This is a genomic window from Kitasatospora sp. NPDC036755, from assembly GCF_040636595.1.
In the GTDB taxonomy this organism is placed as follows: domain Bacteria; phylum Actinomycetota; class Actinomycetes; order Streptomycetales; family Streptomycetaceae; genus Kitasatospora.
Genome location: NZ_JBEZUT010000042.1, coordinates 1 through 15,005, shown reverse-complemented (window position 1 = coordinate 15,005; position 15,005 = coordinate 1). Strand labels below are relative to the sequence as shown.

The window sequence follows — 15,005 nt, the reverse complement described above, 5'->3', positions numbered from 1 at the left end:
CGGAGGCGCGAACGACCGGAGGCGCGGAGGGCCGGGGCGGGAAGTCTCCGCCCCGGCCCTCCGCCGGCCGTTCGGGTGTCAGTCCACCTCGACCGCGGCCTCGGCGAACTGGGCCTGGTAGAGCCGGGCGTAGGCGCCGTCGGCGGCGATCAGCCCGTCGTGGGTGCCCTGCTCGACGATCGAGCCGTTCTCCATCACCAGGATCACGTCGGCGTCCCGGATGGTGGAGAGCCGGTGGGCGATCACGAAGCTGGTGCGGCCGGTGCGCAGCCGGGCCATGGCCCGCTGGATCAGCACCTCGGTGCGGGTGTCGACGGAGCTGGTCGCCTCGTCCAGGACCAGGATGGACGGCTGGGCGAGGAAGGCCCGGGCGATGGTGATCAGCTGCTTCTCGCCGGTGCTGACGCCGGTGCCCTCGTCGTCGATGACGGTGTCGTAGCCGTCCGGCAGGGTGCGGACGAAGCGGTCGACGTGGGCGGCCTTGGCGGCCTCGACGACCTGTTCGCGGGTGGCCGATTCGGCGCCGTAGGCGATGTTGTCGGCGATGCTGCCGCCGAACAGCCAGGTGTCCTGGAGCACCATGCCGATGCCGGAGCGCAGTTCCTCGCGGGACATGGCGGCGATGTCCACGCCGTCCAGGGTGATCCGCCCGGCGCTGACCTCGTAGAACCGCATCAGCAGGTTGACGAGGGTGGTCTTGCCGGCGCCGGTGGGGCCGACGATGGCGACGGTCTGGCCGGGTTCGACCTTGAGCGAGAGGTCCTCGATGAGCGGCTTCTCGGGGTCGTAGCGGAAGGACACGTCCTGGAAGGCGACCCGGCCGTGGACCACGTCGGGCCGTTCGGGCATGGCCGGTTCGGCGCTCTGTTCGGGGGCGTCGAGCAGCTCGAAGACGCGTTCGGCGGAGGCGACGCCGGACTGCACCAGGTTGGCCATGCTGGCGACCTGGGTGAGCGGCTGGCTGAACTGCCGGGAGTACTGGATGAACGCCTGGACGTCACCGATGGACAGCGCGCCGCTGGCCACCCGCAGGCCGCCGACGACGGCGACCAGCACGTACTGGAGGTTGCCGATCAGCATCATCGCGGGCTGGATGATGCCGGAGATGAACTGGGCCTTGTAACTCGCCTGGTAGAGCGCCTCGTTGTGCTCGCGGAAGGTTTCCGCGGACTCCTGCTGGCGCCCGAACACCCTGACCAGGGTGTGGCCGGTGTACATCTCCTCGATGTGGGCGTTCAGTTCGCCGGTGGACTTCCACTGCTGGACGAACTGCGGCTGGGCCCGCTTGCCGACCTTGGTGGCGACGACGACCGAGACGGGCACCGAGACCAGGGCGATCACGGCGAGCAGCGGGGAGATCCAGAACATCATCGCGAGCACACCGACCACGGTGAGCAGCGAGTTGACGACCTGTCCCAGGGTCTGCTGCATGGACTGGCCGATGTTGTCGATGTCGTTGGTGACCCGGCTGAGCACCTCGCCGCGCGGCTGCTTGTCGAAGTAGCTGAGCGGCAGTCGGGAGAGCTTGGCCTCGACGTCCTGGCGCAGCCGGTAGCTGGCGGCCTGGATGGCCCGGGTGGCCAGCCGGCCCTGGAAGATGCCGAAGACGGCGGAGGCGACGTAGATGCCGAGCACCCAGAGCAGGACGGTGCCGATGGCGCCGAAGTCCATGCCCTGGCCGGGGGTGAAGTCGACGGAGGAGAGCAGGTCGGCGACGCCGCCCTCGCCGTGGGCGCGCAGCCCGTCGACGACCTGGGCCTTGGTGGTGCCGGCCTGGAAGCGGGCGCCGATGACGCCGGCGAAGATCAGGTCGGTGGCGTCGCCGAGGATCTTGGGGCCGATGACGGCGCAGCCGATGCCGAGCACGCCGAGGAGCAGGACGCCGATCAGGGTGTTGCGTTCGGGGCGCAGCAGGCCGAGGACGCGCTTGCCGGAGCCCTTGAAGTCCATGGACTTCTCGGTGCCCTGGCCGCCCATGAAGCGGCCGGGGCCGGCCGGGCCGCGGCGGGCGGCGGCGGCCTGGGAGTCGCTGGGCAGTCCGGTGTCCTTCTGCGGGGCGCCGGCCTCGGGGGTGTCCTTCTTCAGGAGGTCGGCCGCCGGGGCGTCCGCGGGGGCGGGGTCTCTCGGGGCCCGGCCCTTGTCGAGGTCCGGCTGCTTTCCGGGGCTGGTCACGCCGCCTCCTGCTCGGTGAGCTGGGAGAGCACGATCTCCCGGTACGTCGGGTTGTCGGCCATCAGTTCGTGGTGGGTTCCGCTGCCGACGACGGCGCCCTCGTCGAGGACGATGATCCGGTCGGCGTCGCGGATGGTGGACACGCGCTGGGCGACGATCAGGACGGTGGCGTCGGAGGTCTCGCCGGAGAGCGCCTTGCGGAGCTTGGCGTCGGTGGCGTAGTCGAGCGCGGAGAAGGAGTCGTCGAAGAGGTAGACGGAGGGTTTGCGGACCAGGGTGCGGGCGATGGCGAGGCGTTGGCGCTGGCCGCCGGAGACGTTGCCGCCGCCCTGGGCGATGGGGGAGTCCAGGCCTTCGGGCAGCTTCTCGACGAACTCCTTGGCCTGGGCGATCTCCAGGGCGTGCCAGAGCTCCTCGTCGGTGGCGTCGGGCCGGCCGTAGCGGAGGTTGCTGGCGACGGTGCCGGAGAAGAGGTAGGGCTTCTGCGGGACGATGCCGACGCTCTCGGCGATCGCGGCGGGGGCGAGTTCGCGGACGTCCACGCCGTCGATCAGGACCTGGCCGGAGGTGGCGTCGAAGAGCCGGGGGACGAGGCCGAGCAGGGTGGACTTGCCGCTGCCGGTGGAGCCGATGATGGCGGTGGTCTCGCCGGGGCGGGCGGTGAGGTCGATGCCGCGCAGCACCGAGGCCTCGGCGCCGGGGTAGCGGAAGTCGACGTCGCGCAGTTCCAGGTTGCCGCGGCGGTTCGTCCCGGTGACGGGGGCGGCGGGCGGGACGACGCTGCTGTGGGTGCCGAGGACCTCCTCGATGCGCTCGGCGCAGACCTCGGCGCGCGGCACCATCATGAACATGAAGGTGGCCATCATGACGCTCATCAGGATCTGCATGAGGTAGGAGAGGAACGCGGTGAGCGCGCCGATCTGCATGGCGCCGCTGTCGATGCGGTGGGCGCCGAACCAGAGCACGGCGACGCTGGAGACGTTCACGACCAGCATCACGGCGGGGAACATGACGGACATCAGCCGGCCGACCTGCCGGGCGACCTGGGTGAGGTCCTCGTTGGCGCCGGCGAAGCGGGCCTGCTCCTGGTCGTCCTTGACGAAGGCGCGGATGACCCGGATGCCGGTGATCTGCTCGCGCAGGACCCGGTTCACGGTGTCGATCCGCTCCTGCATGCTGCGGAACCTGGGGCGCAGCGCGCGGACCAGCAGCACCACGACGACGCCGAGCGCGGGGATGACGGCGAGCAGCAGGCCGGACAGCGGGACGTCCTGGTTGAGCGCCATGATGATGCCGCCGACGCACATGATCGGTGCGGCGACCATGAGCGTGAAGCTCATCAGGGCGAGCATCTGGACCTGTTGGACGTCGTTGGTGGTGCGGGTGATCAGGGAGGGGGCGCCGAACTGGCCGACCTCGCGGGAGGAGAAGCTCTGCACCCGGTCGAAGACGGCGGCGCGGACGTCCCGGCCGAAGGCCATGGCGGTGCGCGCGCCGATGAAGACGGCGCCGATGGAGCAGAGGGCCTGGAGGAGGGTGACCGCGATCATCACCCCGCCGACGCGCAGGATGTAGCCGGTGTCGCCCTTGACCACGCCGTCGTCGATGATGTCGGCGTTGAGCGTCGGCAGGTAGAGCGCCGCGAGGGTGGACACCAGCTGGAGCAGCACCAGCAGGCAGATGGGTCGGGAGTACGGGCGCAGGTGCGCCCTCAGCAGTCTGATCAGCACTAGCACACTCTTGTCGTCGCCGGTCGGGTTCGCACCCCAATTCTCGGTGTTCTGTAGCGTCGTACAGGCCATTCGGCGTGTGGGAACCGGAGGTTTGCCGGGCCTTTGCCGAACGGCCGGGTGCGGCGGCGGTGGCGGGGCCGGTGGCGGGGCCGGTGCGGCACGGGCGGTGCGGCGGTGTGCCGTCGGGTGCAGCCCTCTTACGGAATGACCGGTTTCCCCCTAGGCTGCTGATTGCCCCTTTGTTACTGACCGGTACCGCTCAGGTGAACCGGGGCCCGGCGACCGCCCCCACGGACGCCGCGACAATCCCTCAGACGGCCACCCGCCACCGGAGGTCCTCGTTGAGTTCCGCGCAGTCCCTGATCGACTCCGGCAGGCCCGACCTCGTCGCCGGGCGTCCCGCTTCTGTCGCCCACCTGTTCCTGGAGCGGGTCGCCCTGACCCCGAACGCCGAGGCCTACCGCTACCCCTCGCCCGTGGACGAGCAGGCCGCCGACGGCGCGCCCGGCGCCGAGCAGTGGCGCTCGCTCACCTGGGCGCAGACCGCGACCCGGGTCAAGGCGGTGGCCGCCGGCCTGATGGCGCTCGGCATCCGTCCCGAGGACCGGGTGGCCCTGGCCTCCTCGACCCGGCTCGAATGGATCGTCGCCGACCTCGGCGCCATGTGCGCGGGCGCCGCGATCACGACCGTCTACCCGAGCACCAACGCGGACGAGACCGCGTTCATCCTCTCCGACTCCGGCTCCCGGGCGCTGTTCGCCGAGAACGCGGCCCAGCTGGCCAAGGCCGTCGAGCAGATCGACCAGCTGCCCGAGCTGCGCACCGTGATCCTCTTCGACGCGCCGGCCGGGGCCCCCGAGACCAAGGGCCTGGAGCTGCTCACCCTCGCCGAGCTGGAGGAGCGCGGCGCCCGGTACCTGGCGGAGCACCCGGACGCGGTGGAGAAGACCGTCGACGGGCTCGGCAAGGAGCAGCTGGCCACCCTCATCTACACCTCCGGCACTACGGGCCGCCCCAAGGGCGTGCGCCTGGTGCACGACTGCTGGGCGTACGAGGGCCGGGCGCAGGAGGCCAGCGGGCTGCTGGGCCCCGACGACGTGCAGTTCATGTGGCTGCCGCTGTCGCACGTGTTCGGCAAGACGCTGATCTCCGGGCAGATCGCCACCGGGCACGTGATGGCGGTGGACGGCCGGGTGGACCGGATCATCCACAACCTGCCGGCGATCCGGCCGACCATCATGGCCTCGGCGCCGCGCATCTTCGAGAAGGTCTACAACGGCATCGCCGGGAAGGCCCGGGCGGAGGGCGGCGCCAAGTACCGGATCTTCATGTGGGCGGCCAAGGTCGCCCGGGAGCACGCCCGGGCGGTCCAGGAGAGCCGGGTCGCCACCGGCACCGAGTCCGCCCCGCTGGGGCTGCGGGTGCAGCACGCGCTGGCCGACAGACTGGTGTACGCGAAGATCCGGGCGGCCTTCGGCGGCCGGTTGCGCGGCGCGGTCTCCGGCAGCGCCGCGCTCGCCCCGGAGATCGGCTACTTCTTCCTCGGCGCCGGGGTGCCGATCCTGGAGGGCTACGGACTGAGCGAGACCAGCGCCGGCTCCTGCGTGAACCGCGCGGAGGACGTGCGGATCGGCACGGTGGGCCGCCCGCTGCCCGGCACCGAGGTGCGGATCGCCGAGGACGGCGAGATCCTGCTGCGCGGCCCCGGCGTCATGCGCGGCTACCACAACCTGCCGGAGAAGACCGCCGAGGTGCTGGAGTCGGACGGCTGGTTCCACACCGAGGACATCGGCGAGCTCACCCCGGACGGCTTCCTGCGGATCACCGACCGCAAGAAGGACCTGTTCAAGACCTCCGGCGGCAAGTACGTGGCGCCCAGCGAGGTCGAGGGCAAGTTCAAGGCGGTCTGCCCGTTCGTCAGCAACATCCTGGTGATCGGCAACGGCCGCAACTACTGCACCGCGCTGATCGGCCTGGACGAGGCGGTCCTGCTGCCGTGGGCCGCCGAGCACGGCCTGGCCGGCCGGTCCTACGCCGAGCTGGCCGCCGAGCCGGCCGTGCACGAGCTGATCGAGGGCTTCGTGAAGCGGGTCAACGGCGACCTCCAGCGGTGGCAGACGATCAAGAAGTTCCACCTGCTGCCGCGCGACCTCGACATCGAGCACGGCGAGCTCACCCCGAGCCTGAAGATCAAGCGCCCGGTGGTCGAGCGGACCTACGCGGACGCGGTGACCGCGATGTACGCGGGCGCCAACGAGGCCTGAACGGCCCGCCGAAAGGGCCCGGGAGGCCCCGCCGGCGAGGTGTGAGGGGCCCGGCTCCCGTACGGCCCGCCGATTCGGTCGGGCCGTACGGGACAATGGGCTCATGCCCTCCGCACTTCCCGACGGCGAACCGGTGCCGTCCGACGGTTCCCTGCCCGCGCACGCCCTCGACGGGCTGGGCTCGCGGCCGTTCGGCTTCTACCTGCACGTGCCCTACTGCGCCAGCCGCTGCGGCTACTGCGACTTCAACACCTACACCGCCACCGAGCTGCGCTCCTCCGGGGCTGTCGCCTCGCAGGAGACGTACGCGGACAACGTGGTCGCCGAGATCCGCCTCGCCCGCAAGGTGCTGGGGGACGCGGACCTCCCGGTGCGGACCGTCTTCCTCGGCGGCGGCACCCCGACCCTGCTGCCCGCCCGCGACCTGGTGAAGATGCTCGCCGCGGTCCGCGAGGAGTTCGGGCTCGCCGAGGACGCCGAGGTCACCACCGAGGCCAACCCGGAGTCGGTGGACCCGGCGTACCTGGCCGAACTGCGCGAGGGCGGCTACAACCGGCTCTCCTTCGGCATGCAGAGCGCCCGGCCGCACGTGCTGAAGCTGCTCGACCGCCACCACACCCCGGGCCGTCCCGAGGCCTGCGTGGCCGAGGCCCGCGCGGCCGGCTTCGAGCACGTCAACCTGGACCTCATCTACGGCACCCCGGGCGAGTCCGACGACGACTGGCGGGCCTCCCTGGACGCCGCCATCGGCGCCGGTCCCGACCACGTCTCCGCGTACTCGCTGATCGTCGAGGAGGGCACCCGGCTCGCCGCCCGGGTCAAGCGCGGCGAACTGCCGATGATCGACGACGACGTGCACGCCGACCGCTACCTGATCGCCGAGGAGGCGCTCGCCGCCGCCGGCTACTCCTGGTACGAGGTGTCCAACTGGGCCACCACCCCGGAGGGCCGCTGCCGCCACAACGAGCTGTACTGGACCGGCGCCGACTGGTGGGGCGCCGGCCCCGGCGCCCACAGCCACGTCGGCGGCGTCCGCTGGTGGAACGCCAAGCACCCGGCCGCCTACGCGCAGGCCCTCGCCGAGGGCCGCACCCCGGGCCTGGGCCGGGAGGTGCTGGCCGAGGAGGACCGCCGGGTCGAGCGCATCCTGCTCGAACTGCGCCTGGTCGACGGGGTCTCCCTCGACCTGCTCACCGCCGCCGGCCGCGAGGCCGCCGACCGGGCCCTCGCCGACGGACTCCTCGCCGCCGGGCCCCACGCCCGGGGCCGCGCCGCCCTGACCCTCCAGGGGCGGCTGCTGGCGGACGCGGTGGTGCGTGACCTGGTGGACTGATTGTCGTTAACGTGGTGTCAGCCGTCGGAGGGAGCGCGCAATGACCGCCATCGATGACCGGGTGACGGGGATCTTCGAGAACCTGGAGGTCCCCGAAGGCTTCAAGGCCGAGCTCATCAGGGGGGAAATCGTGATGATGGCCAGGCCGGACATGGTCCACAACCTCATCATCCGGGCCATTCAGCATCAGACGCCGTACGCCCGGTGGAATGCCCTGACCACGCAGGACGTGGCCTTTCCCCGGGAGGCCAGTGAGCCGCAGCCGGACCTGGTCGTGTTCGAGCGCGGGGCGGCGGAGGAGAGCGGACGGCTGTTGCCCGCGCCCGCGGTCACCCTGGTGGTCGAGGTGGTCTCGAAGACCAGCGCGCACCGCGACTACCGGACCAAGCGGGAGCTCTATGCCGAGGGCCGGATTCCCGCCTACTTGGTCGTCGACCCGATCAAAGGTGTCTGCGTGCTGCTGACCGAGCCGACCCGGTTGGCCTCCGGGGAGCCGGACTACGCGGTCGAGCGGACCGCGAAGTTCGGTGACCCGATTCCGATGGACCTGCTGGGCATCACGCTCGACACCTCGGAGTTCCGGACCTACTCCTGACCCGGCAGGGCCGTGAAGTCGATCAGCTCCTCCACGCGGCCGAGCAGCGCGGGTTCCAGGTCCCGGTAGCTGTTCACCTTGGACAGGATGTGCTTCCAGGCCGCCGGGGTGTCGACCGGCCAGCCGAGGCGGCGGCAGGTGCCCTCCTTCCAGTCCTCGCCCATCGGGACGTCGGGCCAGGCGGGAATGCCCACGCTGGAGGGCTTCACGGCCTGCCAGACGTCGATGTAGGGGTGGCCGACGACCAGCACGGAGTCGCCGGTGACCCGGGCGGCGATGCGGTGCTCCTTGGTGCCGGGGAGCAGGTGGTCGACCAGGACGCCGAGGCGCCGCCCCGGGCCGGGGGCGAAGTCGGCGACGATCGCGGGCAGGTCGTCGATGCCGCGCAGGTACTCGACGACGACGCCCTCGACCCGCAGGTCGTCGCCCCAGACCCGCTCGACCAGCTCCGCGTCGTGCCGGCCCTCCACGTAGATGCGGGACTCGCGGGCCACCCGGGCGCGGGCGTTCGGGACGGCGATCGAGCCGGAGGCGGTGCGGGCCGGGGTGCGGGGCGCCGCCGGGCCGGCCGGGCGGACCAGGGTGACGACCCGGCCCTCCAGCAGGAAGCCGCGCGGCACCAGCGGGAACACCCGGTGCTTGCCGAACCGGTCCTCCAGGGTGACGGTGAACCCCTCGGCGGTCTTCTCGCAGCGCACCACCGCCCCGCAGAAGCCGGTCGAGGCCTCCTCGACCACCAGGTCCCGCTCGGCGGGCACCTCCGGGGCGGGCTGCTGCTTCTTCCACGGCGGGGTCAGGTCGGGTCCGTACTGGCGGCTGCGCATACGGGTGATCATAGGGACGGCGGACGGCCCGTCAGAGGCCCGGCGCGCCCCAGACCGGGAACCAGCGGCCGAGGTCCTTCTCCAGCCGCAGATCGTTCCCGAGCATCGCGTTGACCTGCAGCTCCAGCGGGCTGTCGCGCTTCTCCCCGCCGCCGGGCATCGGCGCGAAGGGGTAGAACGTCCCCCGCTTGTAGAGGTAGACCAGGGCCAGCGAGCGCCCCTGCGGGTCGCGGAAGGCGACCAGCGAGCAGAGCAGCTGCGGGCCGAAGCCGTTGGCCTCCAGCTCGCTGTTGACCGCGTGCAGGTCGTTCACCAGCTCCGGCAGCTCTTTGGGCCGGTGCCGGGCGAGCAGCCAGGAGTAGCCGTAGTCGTCCTTGGAGGCCTCCACCGGGACGCCGCCGCGCTCGGTGTCGGCGTCCAGCAGCGCCCGCACCTGCTGCTCGACCTGGACGAAGGCGGCTCCCTCGACGGCCGCGAAGCAGACCGAGCCGAGCCCGGTGGGGGTGAACCCGGCCCCGGCCTCCAGGGTGAGCGCGGCGGACGGCACGCCGAACAGCTGGTCGAGGTCGGGCTTGACGGGCTTGGTACGGCCGAACAGCGTGTCCAGGATTCCCACGGCGGTCCTTTCGGGACGGACGGGACGGGACGGTTTCGGGAGGACGGTTTCGGGAGGACGGTTTCGGGGCGGAAGCCTCGGGACGGAAGCCTCGGGCGGGACGGATTCGGGAGGGCCGAACGGCGGGCGTCAGCGGCCGAGCTGCTCGGAGATCCGCGCCAGCTGCTCCAGCCGCTTCTCCAGGCTCGGGTGGGTGGACAGCAGTTGCGAGGCGGTCTCCCGGGCGCTCAGCGCGGGGGCGAAGTAGAAGGCGTTGTAGGCCTGGGCCTGGCGCAGGTCCTTGCTGGGGATGGCCGCGATCTGCCCGGTCACCTTGGTGAGCGCCGAGGCCAGGGCGCTGGGCCGGCCGGTGAGCTGGGCGGCGGCCCGGTCGGCGGCGAGTTCGCGGTAGCGGGACAGCAGCCGGGTGAGCAGGAAGCTGATCGCGTAGACGACGATCGACACCAGCGGGATGATCAGCGCCAGGACGGCCGCGTTCTGGTCGTTGTTGTTGCGCCCGCCGCCCATGAACCCGCCGTACACGGCGATCCGCGTCATCGCGCCGGCGAGGACGCCGAGGAAGCCGGCGATCGTCATCACCGCGACGTCCCGGTGGGCGACGTGCGACAGCTCGTGCGCGAGGACGCCCTCCAGTTCCTCCGGTTCCAGCCGGCGCAGCAGCCCGGTGGTCACGCAGACCACCGCGTTCTGCGGGTTGCGGCCGGTGGCGAAGGCGTTCGGCATGTCGTTGTCGGCGACCGCCACCCGGGGTTTGGGCATGTCGGCCAGGGCGCAGAGCCGGTCGACGGTGCCGTGCAGCTGGGGGAACTGTTCCGGGGACACCTGGTGGGCGCCCATCGCCCGTTCGGTGATCTTGTCGCTGAACCAGAACTGGGCCACGAACAGCCCGCCGGAGATCAGGACGATCAGTGGCCAGGCGCCGCGCAGCAGCGCGATCAGCAGGCCGGTGAAACCGACGTACAGCAGCCCGATCACGAACATCGTCGCGACCATGCGGCCGGTCAGGCCGCGGTCGGGCGCGAAACGGGTGTGCTGGCCCGAGCTCGACATCGCTTGCTCCTCCGTTCGCCGTCGCTTTCGATGCTGCCACCCGGACGGCCTCCCGGCACCACCCCGGCGCCGGGGAATCGAACCGCCGGGGCCGCGCGGGCCGTGTCCGGAACTGCGGGGAGGATCACGCCGGTCGGGCCGTTCCTGCCGTAGGACCCGGGCCTTACACTGGCAGGTACGGTTTTGGCACTCGGCTGTTCAGAGTGCCAGGGCCGAGGGACTCCCCGCAGGGGCCCGCCGCAGCAAGGGAAGCAGTCGGAACAACGTGCGAAGACGGAGGTGCGTGCCCCATGGCCGGTGAGGTCCGCCAGCTGGACGAACGCAAGCTCGCCGTGCTCCGCGCCATCGTGCAGGACTACGTGGGCACCGAGGAGCCGGTCGGCTCCAAGGCCCTGGTGGAGCGGCACAACCTCGGCGTCTCCCCGGCGACCGTCCGCAACGACATGGCGGGGCTGGAGGAGGAGGGTTACATCCACCAGCCGCACACCAGCGCCGGCCGCATCCCGACCGACAAGGGGTACCGCCTCTTCGTCGACAAGCTCGCCGAGATCAAGCCGATGAGCGCCCCCGAGCGCCGGGCCATCCGGCACTTCCTGGACGGCGCGGTCGACCTGGACGACGTGGTCGCCCGTACGGTGCGGCTGCTCGCCCAGCTGACCCGGCAGGTCGCGGTGGTGCAGTACCCCTCGCTGACGCGTTCCACCGTCCGGCACATCGAGCTGGTGGCGCTGGCCCCGGCGAAGGTGATGCTGGTCCTGATCACCAACACCGGCCGGGTCGAGCAGCGGATGGTCGACTGCCCGGGCTCGGTCGGCGAGACGGTGCTGGCCGACCTGCGGGCCCGGATCAACGCGGGAGCCGCCGGCCGGCGCCTCCCGGAGGTCCCGGGGCTGCTGGAGGAGTTGCCGGCGCTGTTCGACCAGGCCGACCGGCCGACCGTCAGCACGGTCCTGGCGACCCTGTTCGAGACGCTCGCCGAGCAGAACGAGGAGCGGATCATGCTGGCCGGCACGGCCAACCTGACCCGCTTCGGGCACGACTTCCCGCTCACCATCCAGCCGGTGCTGGAAGCCCTGGAGGAGCAGGTCGTCCTGCTCCGCCTCCTGGGTGAGACCGCGGACGCCGCGATGACGGTCCGGATCGGGCGCGAGAACGCCTACGAGGGGCTGAATTCCACCTCGGTCGTTTCGGTCGGCTACGGTTCGGGCGACGAGAGCGTGGCGAAGCTGGGTGTGATCGGTCCGACCCGGATGGACTACCCGGGCACAATGGGGGCGGTGCGAGCGGTGGCGCGGTACGTGGGCCAGATCCTGGCCGAGTCCTAGCAAGGCCGCCGTTAGAGTTCTAACGGTGGCGTCCAGTCGCAGCACTACTACAGGCGGAACAAGCGGAGCATTTGGTGGCCACGGACTACTACGCGGTACTCGGCGTCCGACGGGATGCGGGGCAGGACGAGATCAAGAAGGCGTTCCGGCGCCTGGCACGCGAACTGCACCCGGACGTCAACCCGGACCCGAAGACGCAGGAGCGGTTCAAGGAGATCAACGCCGCCTACGAGGTGCTCTCCGATCCGCAGAAGCGCCAGGTCTACGACCTCGGCGGGGACCCGCTGTCCCCGGGCGGAGGCGGTGCGGGCGGCTTCGGCGCCGGCGCGGCGGGCTTCGGCTTCTCCGACATCATGGACGCCTTCTTCGGCGCCGCGGCCGGGCAGCGCGGCCCGCGCTCGCGCACCCGCCGCGGCCAGGACGCCATGATCCGGCTGGAGATCACCCTGGAGGAGGCCGCTTTCGGCACCACCAAGGAGCTCCAGGTCGACACCGCCGTCACCTGCACCACCTGCAGCGGCGAGGGCGCGGCCCCCGGCACCTCCGCGCAGACCTGTGACATGTGCCGCGGCAAGGGCGAGGTCTCCCAGGTCACCCGGTCCTTCCTGGGCCAGGTCATGACCTCCCGCCCCTGCCCGCAGTGCCAGGGCTTCGGCACCGTCGTGCCGACCCCGTGCCCGGAGTGCGCCGGCGACGGCCGCGTGCGCGCCCGCCGCACCCTGACCGTCAAGATCCCGGCCGGTGTCGACAACGGCACCCGGATCCAGCTGGCCGGCGAGGGCGAGGTCGGCCCCGGCGGCGGCCCGGCCGGCGACCTCTACGTCGAGATCGCCGAGACCACCCACGCCATCTTCCAGCGGCGCGGGGACGACCTGCACTGCACCGTCACCATCCCGATGACGGCGGCCGCGCTCGGCACCCAGGTGCCGCTGCAGACCCTGGACGGCCTGGAGGAGGTCGACATCCGGCCCGGCACCCAGTCCGGCCAGTCGATCCCGCTGCACGGCCGGGGCATCACCCACCTGCGCGGCGGCGGCCGGGGCGACCTGATAGTGCACGTCGAGGTGAAGACCCCCAGCAAGCTCGACGCCGAGCAGGAGGAACTGCTGCGCCGCCTCGCGGTGCTGCGCGGCGAGGAGCGGCCGTCCGGCCAGTTCGCGCCGGGCCAGCAGGGCCTGTTCTCCCGGCTGAAGGACGCCTTCAACGGCCGGTAGTCGTCCGCGGAGGGGTGCCGGGGGAGGATCCCCGGCACCCCTTCGGTGTTCCCGTCCCACTCCCGGAGGTTCCCCCGTCATGACCGCGCCCGTCTTCTTCGTCGAGACCGAGCGGATCGCCACCGCCGTGCCCGGGGCCGTGGTGCGTCTGGACGGCCCGGAGGGGCGGCACGCGGCCGCGGTCAAGCGGCTGACGCCGGGCGAGGCGGTGACCCTGGCCGACGGGCTCGGGCTCGGGGTGGACGGCACGGTGGCCGAGGTGCTCGGCAAGGACGAGATCGACGTGACGGTCGCCGCCGTGCGCCGGGAGCCGGAGCCCGCGCCGCGGATCGTGGTCGTCCAGGCGCTGCCCAAGGGCGACCGCGGCGAGCTGGCCGTGGAGACGATGACCGAGGTCGGCGTGGACGTGGTGATCCCGTGGTCCGCCTCGCGCTGCATCACCCAGTGGAAGGGCGACCGCGGCGCCAAGGCGCTCGCCAAGTGGCGGGCCACCGCCCGGGAGGCGGGCAAGCAGTCCCGCCGGCTGCGCTTCCCCCTGGTCCGGGACGTGATGACCACCCGGCAACTGGTGCCGGTGCTGATGGAGGCCGCGTTCGCCGCCGTGCTGCACGAGGAGGGCGCCGAGCCGCTGGCGCACGCCGGGCTGCCGCGGGGCGGGGACATCGTGCTGGTGGTCGGCCCGGAGGGCGGGGTCTCCCCGGAGGAGCTGGCGGCCTTCGCCGAGGCGGGCGCGAAGCCGTACCGGCTGGGCCCCTCGGTGCTGCGCACCTCCACCGCCGGGGTGGCCGCCGGCGCGCTGCTGCTCGGGCGCACCGGCCGCTGGTCGTAGCGCCCCGGGCCGCCCCGGGGGCCGCTGTCCGGGGCCGCTGTCCGGGCCGCGTAGCAGCCGTCCGCGGGCGGCGCCGGGAGTCTGCGGAAAACGGCGCGGATCGTACGCGCACCTGCCTAGGCTGACCGGGTGACGGACTCCCTGAGCACCCCTCCGAACGCCTACCTCCGCCATCCCCACCTGCACGGTGACCTGGTCTCCTTCGTCGCCGAGGACGATCTCTGGCTCGCTCCGCTGGACGGCGGCCGGGCCTGGCGGCTGACGGCGGACCACCTGCCGGTCCACCACCCGAGGTTCTCCCCGGACGGGCGGCACCTCGCCTTCACCTCCACCCGGGACGGCGCCCCCGAGGTGCACGTGGTGCCGGTGGACGGCGGCCCCTCGCGCCGGCTCACCCACTGGGGCAGCCACCAGACCCGGGTGCTGGGCTGGACGCCCGACGGCCGTCCGATCGCGGCCACCGCCGCCGGCGAGGCGAGCTCCCGCCGCACCTGGGCGCACGCCGTGCCGCTGGACGGCGGCGAGCCGCGGCGGCTGCCGTACGGGCCGGTCGGCGGGCTCGCCTTCGAGCCGGGCGGTGACCGCGTGCTGCTGAGCAGCGTCAACGGCCGCGACCCGGCCTGGTGGAAGCGGTACCGGGGCGGGCGGGCCGGCAAGCTGTGGCTCGGCCGGGACGAGTTCGCCCGGGTCCACGCGGAGCTGGACGGGCAGCTGGACTCGCCGCTCTGGGTGGCCGGGCCCCTCCTGCCCGATGGCGGGCGGGGCGGGAGGATCGCCTTCCTGTCCGACCACGAGGGCGTCGGCGAGCTGTGGTCCAGCCGCCCGGACGGCAGCGACCTGCGCCGCCACACCGCCGACCCGGACGGCTTCTACGCCCGGGGCGCCGCCACCGACGGCACCCGGGTGGTCTTCCACCGGGCCGGGGACCTCTGGCTGCTGGACGACCTGGAGGGCGCCGCGCCGCGCCGCCTGGACGCCGGGAGACCCCGGTCGAGCTCTCCTTCGACCAGATCCAGAAGAACTAGTTCGTACGGTCTTCGGATTCGGGGC

General features: G+C 72.3%; 11 protein-coding genes and 1 pseudogene. 7 read left to right on the top strand and 5 right to left on the bottom strand.

Annotation, left to right across the window (positions count from 1 at the left end; all coding sequences use genetic code 11):
- Nucleotides 1-78: 78 nt before the first annotated feature.
- Together AB0E96_RS09390 and AB0E96_RS09385 are read right to left on the bottom strand one after the other, a co-directional pair.
- Entirely contained in the window at nucleotides 79-1,977 is a 1,899-nt protein-coding gene (locus AB0E96_RS09390; RefSeq protein ID WP_359820589.1) for an ABC transporter ATP-binding protein, read from the bottom strand.
- Between the two features lie 191 nt (nucleotides 1,978-2,168).
- A complete protein-coding gene (locus AB0E96_RS09385; protein WP_359820549.1) occupies nucleotides 2,169-3,902 on the bottom strand; it encodes an ABC transporter ATP-binding protein in 1,734 nt (577 codons plus the stop codon).
- Nucleotides 3,903-4,246: 344 nt separating this feature from the next.
- Between AB0E96_RS09385 and AB0E96_RS09380 the strand changes: the two genes are divergently transcribed.
- The 3 genes from AB0E96_RS09380 to AB0E96_RS09370 all read left to right on the top strand — a co-directional run bounded on the left by AB0E96_RS09380 (nucleotide 4,247) and on the right by AB0E96_RS09370 (nucleotide 8,097).
- Entirely contained in the window at nucleotides 4,247-6,169 is a 1,923-nt protein-coding gene (locus AB0E96_RS09380) for an AMP-binding protein (protein WP_359820548.1), read from the top strand.
- A 103-nt stretch (nucleotides 6,170-6,272) separates the two neighbouring features.
- Nucleotides 6,273-7,502, top strand: a complete 1,230-nt coding sequence (hemW, locus tag AB0E96_RS09375; RefSeq protein WP_359820545.1) for a radical SAM family heme chaperone HemW — start codon at nucleotides 6,273-6,275, stop codon at nucleotides 7,500-7,502.
- 40 nt (nucleotides 7,503-7,542) lie between these two features.
- The gene (locus tag AB0E96_RS09370) at nucleotides 7,543-8,097 is read left to right on the top strand and encodes a Uma2 family endonuclease (RefSeq protein ID WP_359820543.1); all 555 of its coding nucleotides are present in this window, start codon (nucleotides 7,543-7,545) and stop codon (nucleotides 8,095-8,097) included.
- Here AB0E96_RS09370 and AB0E96_RS09365 read toward each other — a convergent pair.
- From AB0E96_RS09365 to htpX, 3 genes are all read right to left on the bottom strand, one after another.
- Nucleotides 8,088-8,921 carry a DUF3097 domain-containing protein gene (locus AB0E96_RS09365; protein ID WP_359820540.1) on the bottom strand — a complete coding sequence of 278 codons (834 nt, stop codon included), beginning with the start codon at nucleotides 8,919-8,921 and terminating at the stop codon, nucleotides 8,088-8,090. The genes AB0E96_RS09370 and AB0E96_RS09365 overlap by 10 nt on opposite strands.
- Nucleotides 8,922-8,952: 31 nt before the next feature.
- The gene (locus AB0E96_RS09360) at nucleotides 8,953-9,537 is read right to left on the bottom strand and encodes a hypothetical protein (protein ID WP_359820538.1); all 585 of its coding nucleotides are present in this window, start codon (nucleotides 9,535-9,537) and stop codon (nucleotides 8,953-8,955) included.
- A 129-nt stretch (nucleotides 9,538-9,666) separates the two neighbouring features.
- Nucleotides 9,667-10,587: a zinc metalloprotease HtpX gene (gene htpX, locus AB0E96_RS09355; protein ID WP_359820536.1), complete on the bottom strand. Its 921-nt coding sequence runs from the start codon at nucleotides 10,585-10,587 to the stop codon at nucleotides 9,667-9,669.
- A 290-nt stretch (nucleotides 10,588-10,877) separates the two neighbouring features.
- On the opposite strand from htpX, the gene hrcA reads away from it, so the two are divergent.
- The 4 genes and pseudogenes from hrcA to AB0E96_RS09335 form a co-directional block, all read left to right on the top strand.
- Nucleotides 10,878-11,912, top strand: a complete 1,035-nt coding sequence (gene hrcA, locus AB0E96_RS09350) for a heat-inducible transcriptional repressor HrcA (RefSeq protein ID WP_359820533.1) — start codon at nucleotides 10,878-10,880, stop codon at nucleotides 11,910-11,912.
- A gap of 74 nt (nucleotides 11,913-11,986) precedes the next feature.
- Complete coding sequence (dnaJ, locus tag AB0E96_RS09345) at nucleotides 11,987-13,126, top strand: molecular chaperone DnaJ (protein WP_359820530.1); 1,140 nt, start codon at nucleotides 11,987-11,989, stop codon at nucleotides 13,124-13,126.
- Between the two features lie 79 nt (nucleotides 13,127-13,205).
- Complete coding sequence (locus tag AB0E96_RS09340) at nucleotides 13,206-13,955, top strand: 16S rRNA (uracil(1498)-N(3))-methyltransferase (RefSeq protein ID WP_359820528.1); 750 nt, start codon at nucleotides 13,206-13,208, stop codon at nucleotides 13,953-13,955.
- Nucleotides 13,956-14,084: 129 nt separating this feature from the next.
- Nucleotides 14,085-15,005: pseudogene (locus tag AB0E96_RS09335) on the top strand (hypothetical protein); the annotation flags it as partial.

Bases quoted from the DNA above. Each gene is read 5' to 3' on its own strand.
- AB0E96_RS09390 (WP_359820589.1), bottom strand. From the start codon at position 1,977: ATGGGCGGCCAGGGCACCGAGAAGTCCATGGACTTCAAGGGCTCCGGC.
- hemW (WP_359820545.1), top strand. From the start codon at position 6,273: ATGCCCTCCGCACTTCCCGACGGCGAACCGGTGCCGTCCGACGGTTCC.
- AB0E96_RS09370 (WP_359820543.1), top strand. From the start codon at position 7,543: ATGACCGCCATCGATGACCGGGTGACGGGGATCTTCGAGAACCTGGAG.
- AB0E96_RS09365 (WP_359820540.1), bottom strand. From the start codon at position 8,921: ATGCGCAGCCGCCAGTACGGACCCGACCTGACCCCGCCGTGGAAGAAG.
- htpX (WP_359820536.1), bottom strand. From the start codon at position 10,587: ATGTCGAGCTCGGGCCAGCACACCCGTTTCGCGCCCGACCGCGGCCTG.
- hrcA (WP_359820533.1), top strand. From the start codon at position 10,878: ATGGCCGGTGAGGTCCGCCAGCTGGACGAACGCAAGCTCGCCGTGCTC.
- AB0E96_RS09340 (WP_359820528.1), top strand. From the start codon at position 13,206: ATGACCGCGCCCGTCTTCTTCGTCGAGACCGAGCGGATCGCCACCGCC.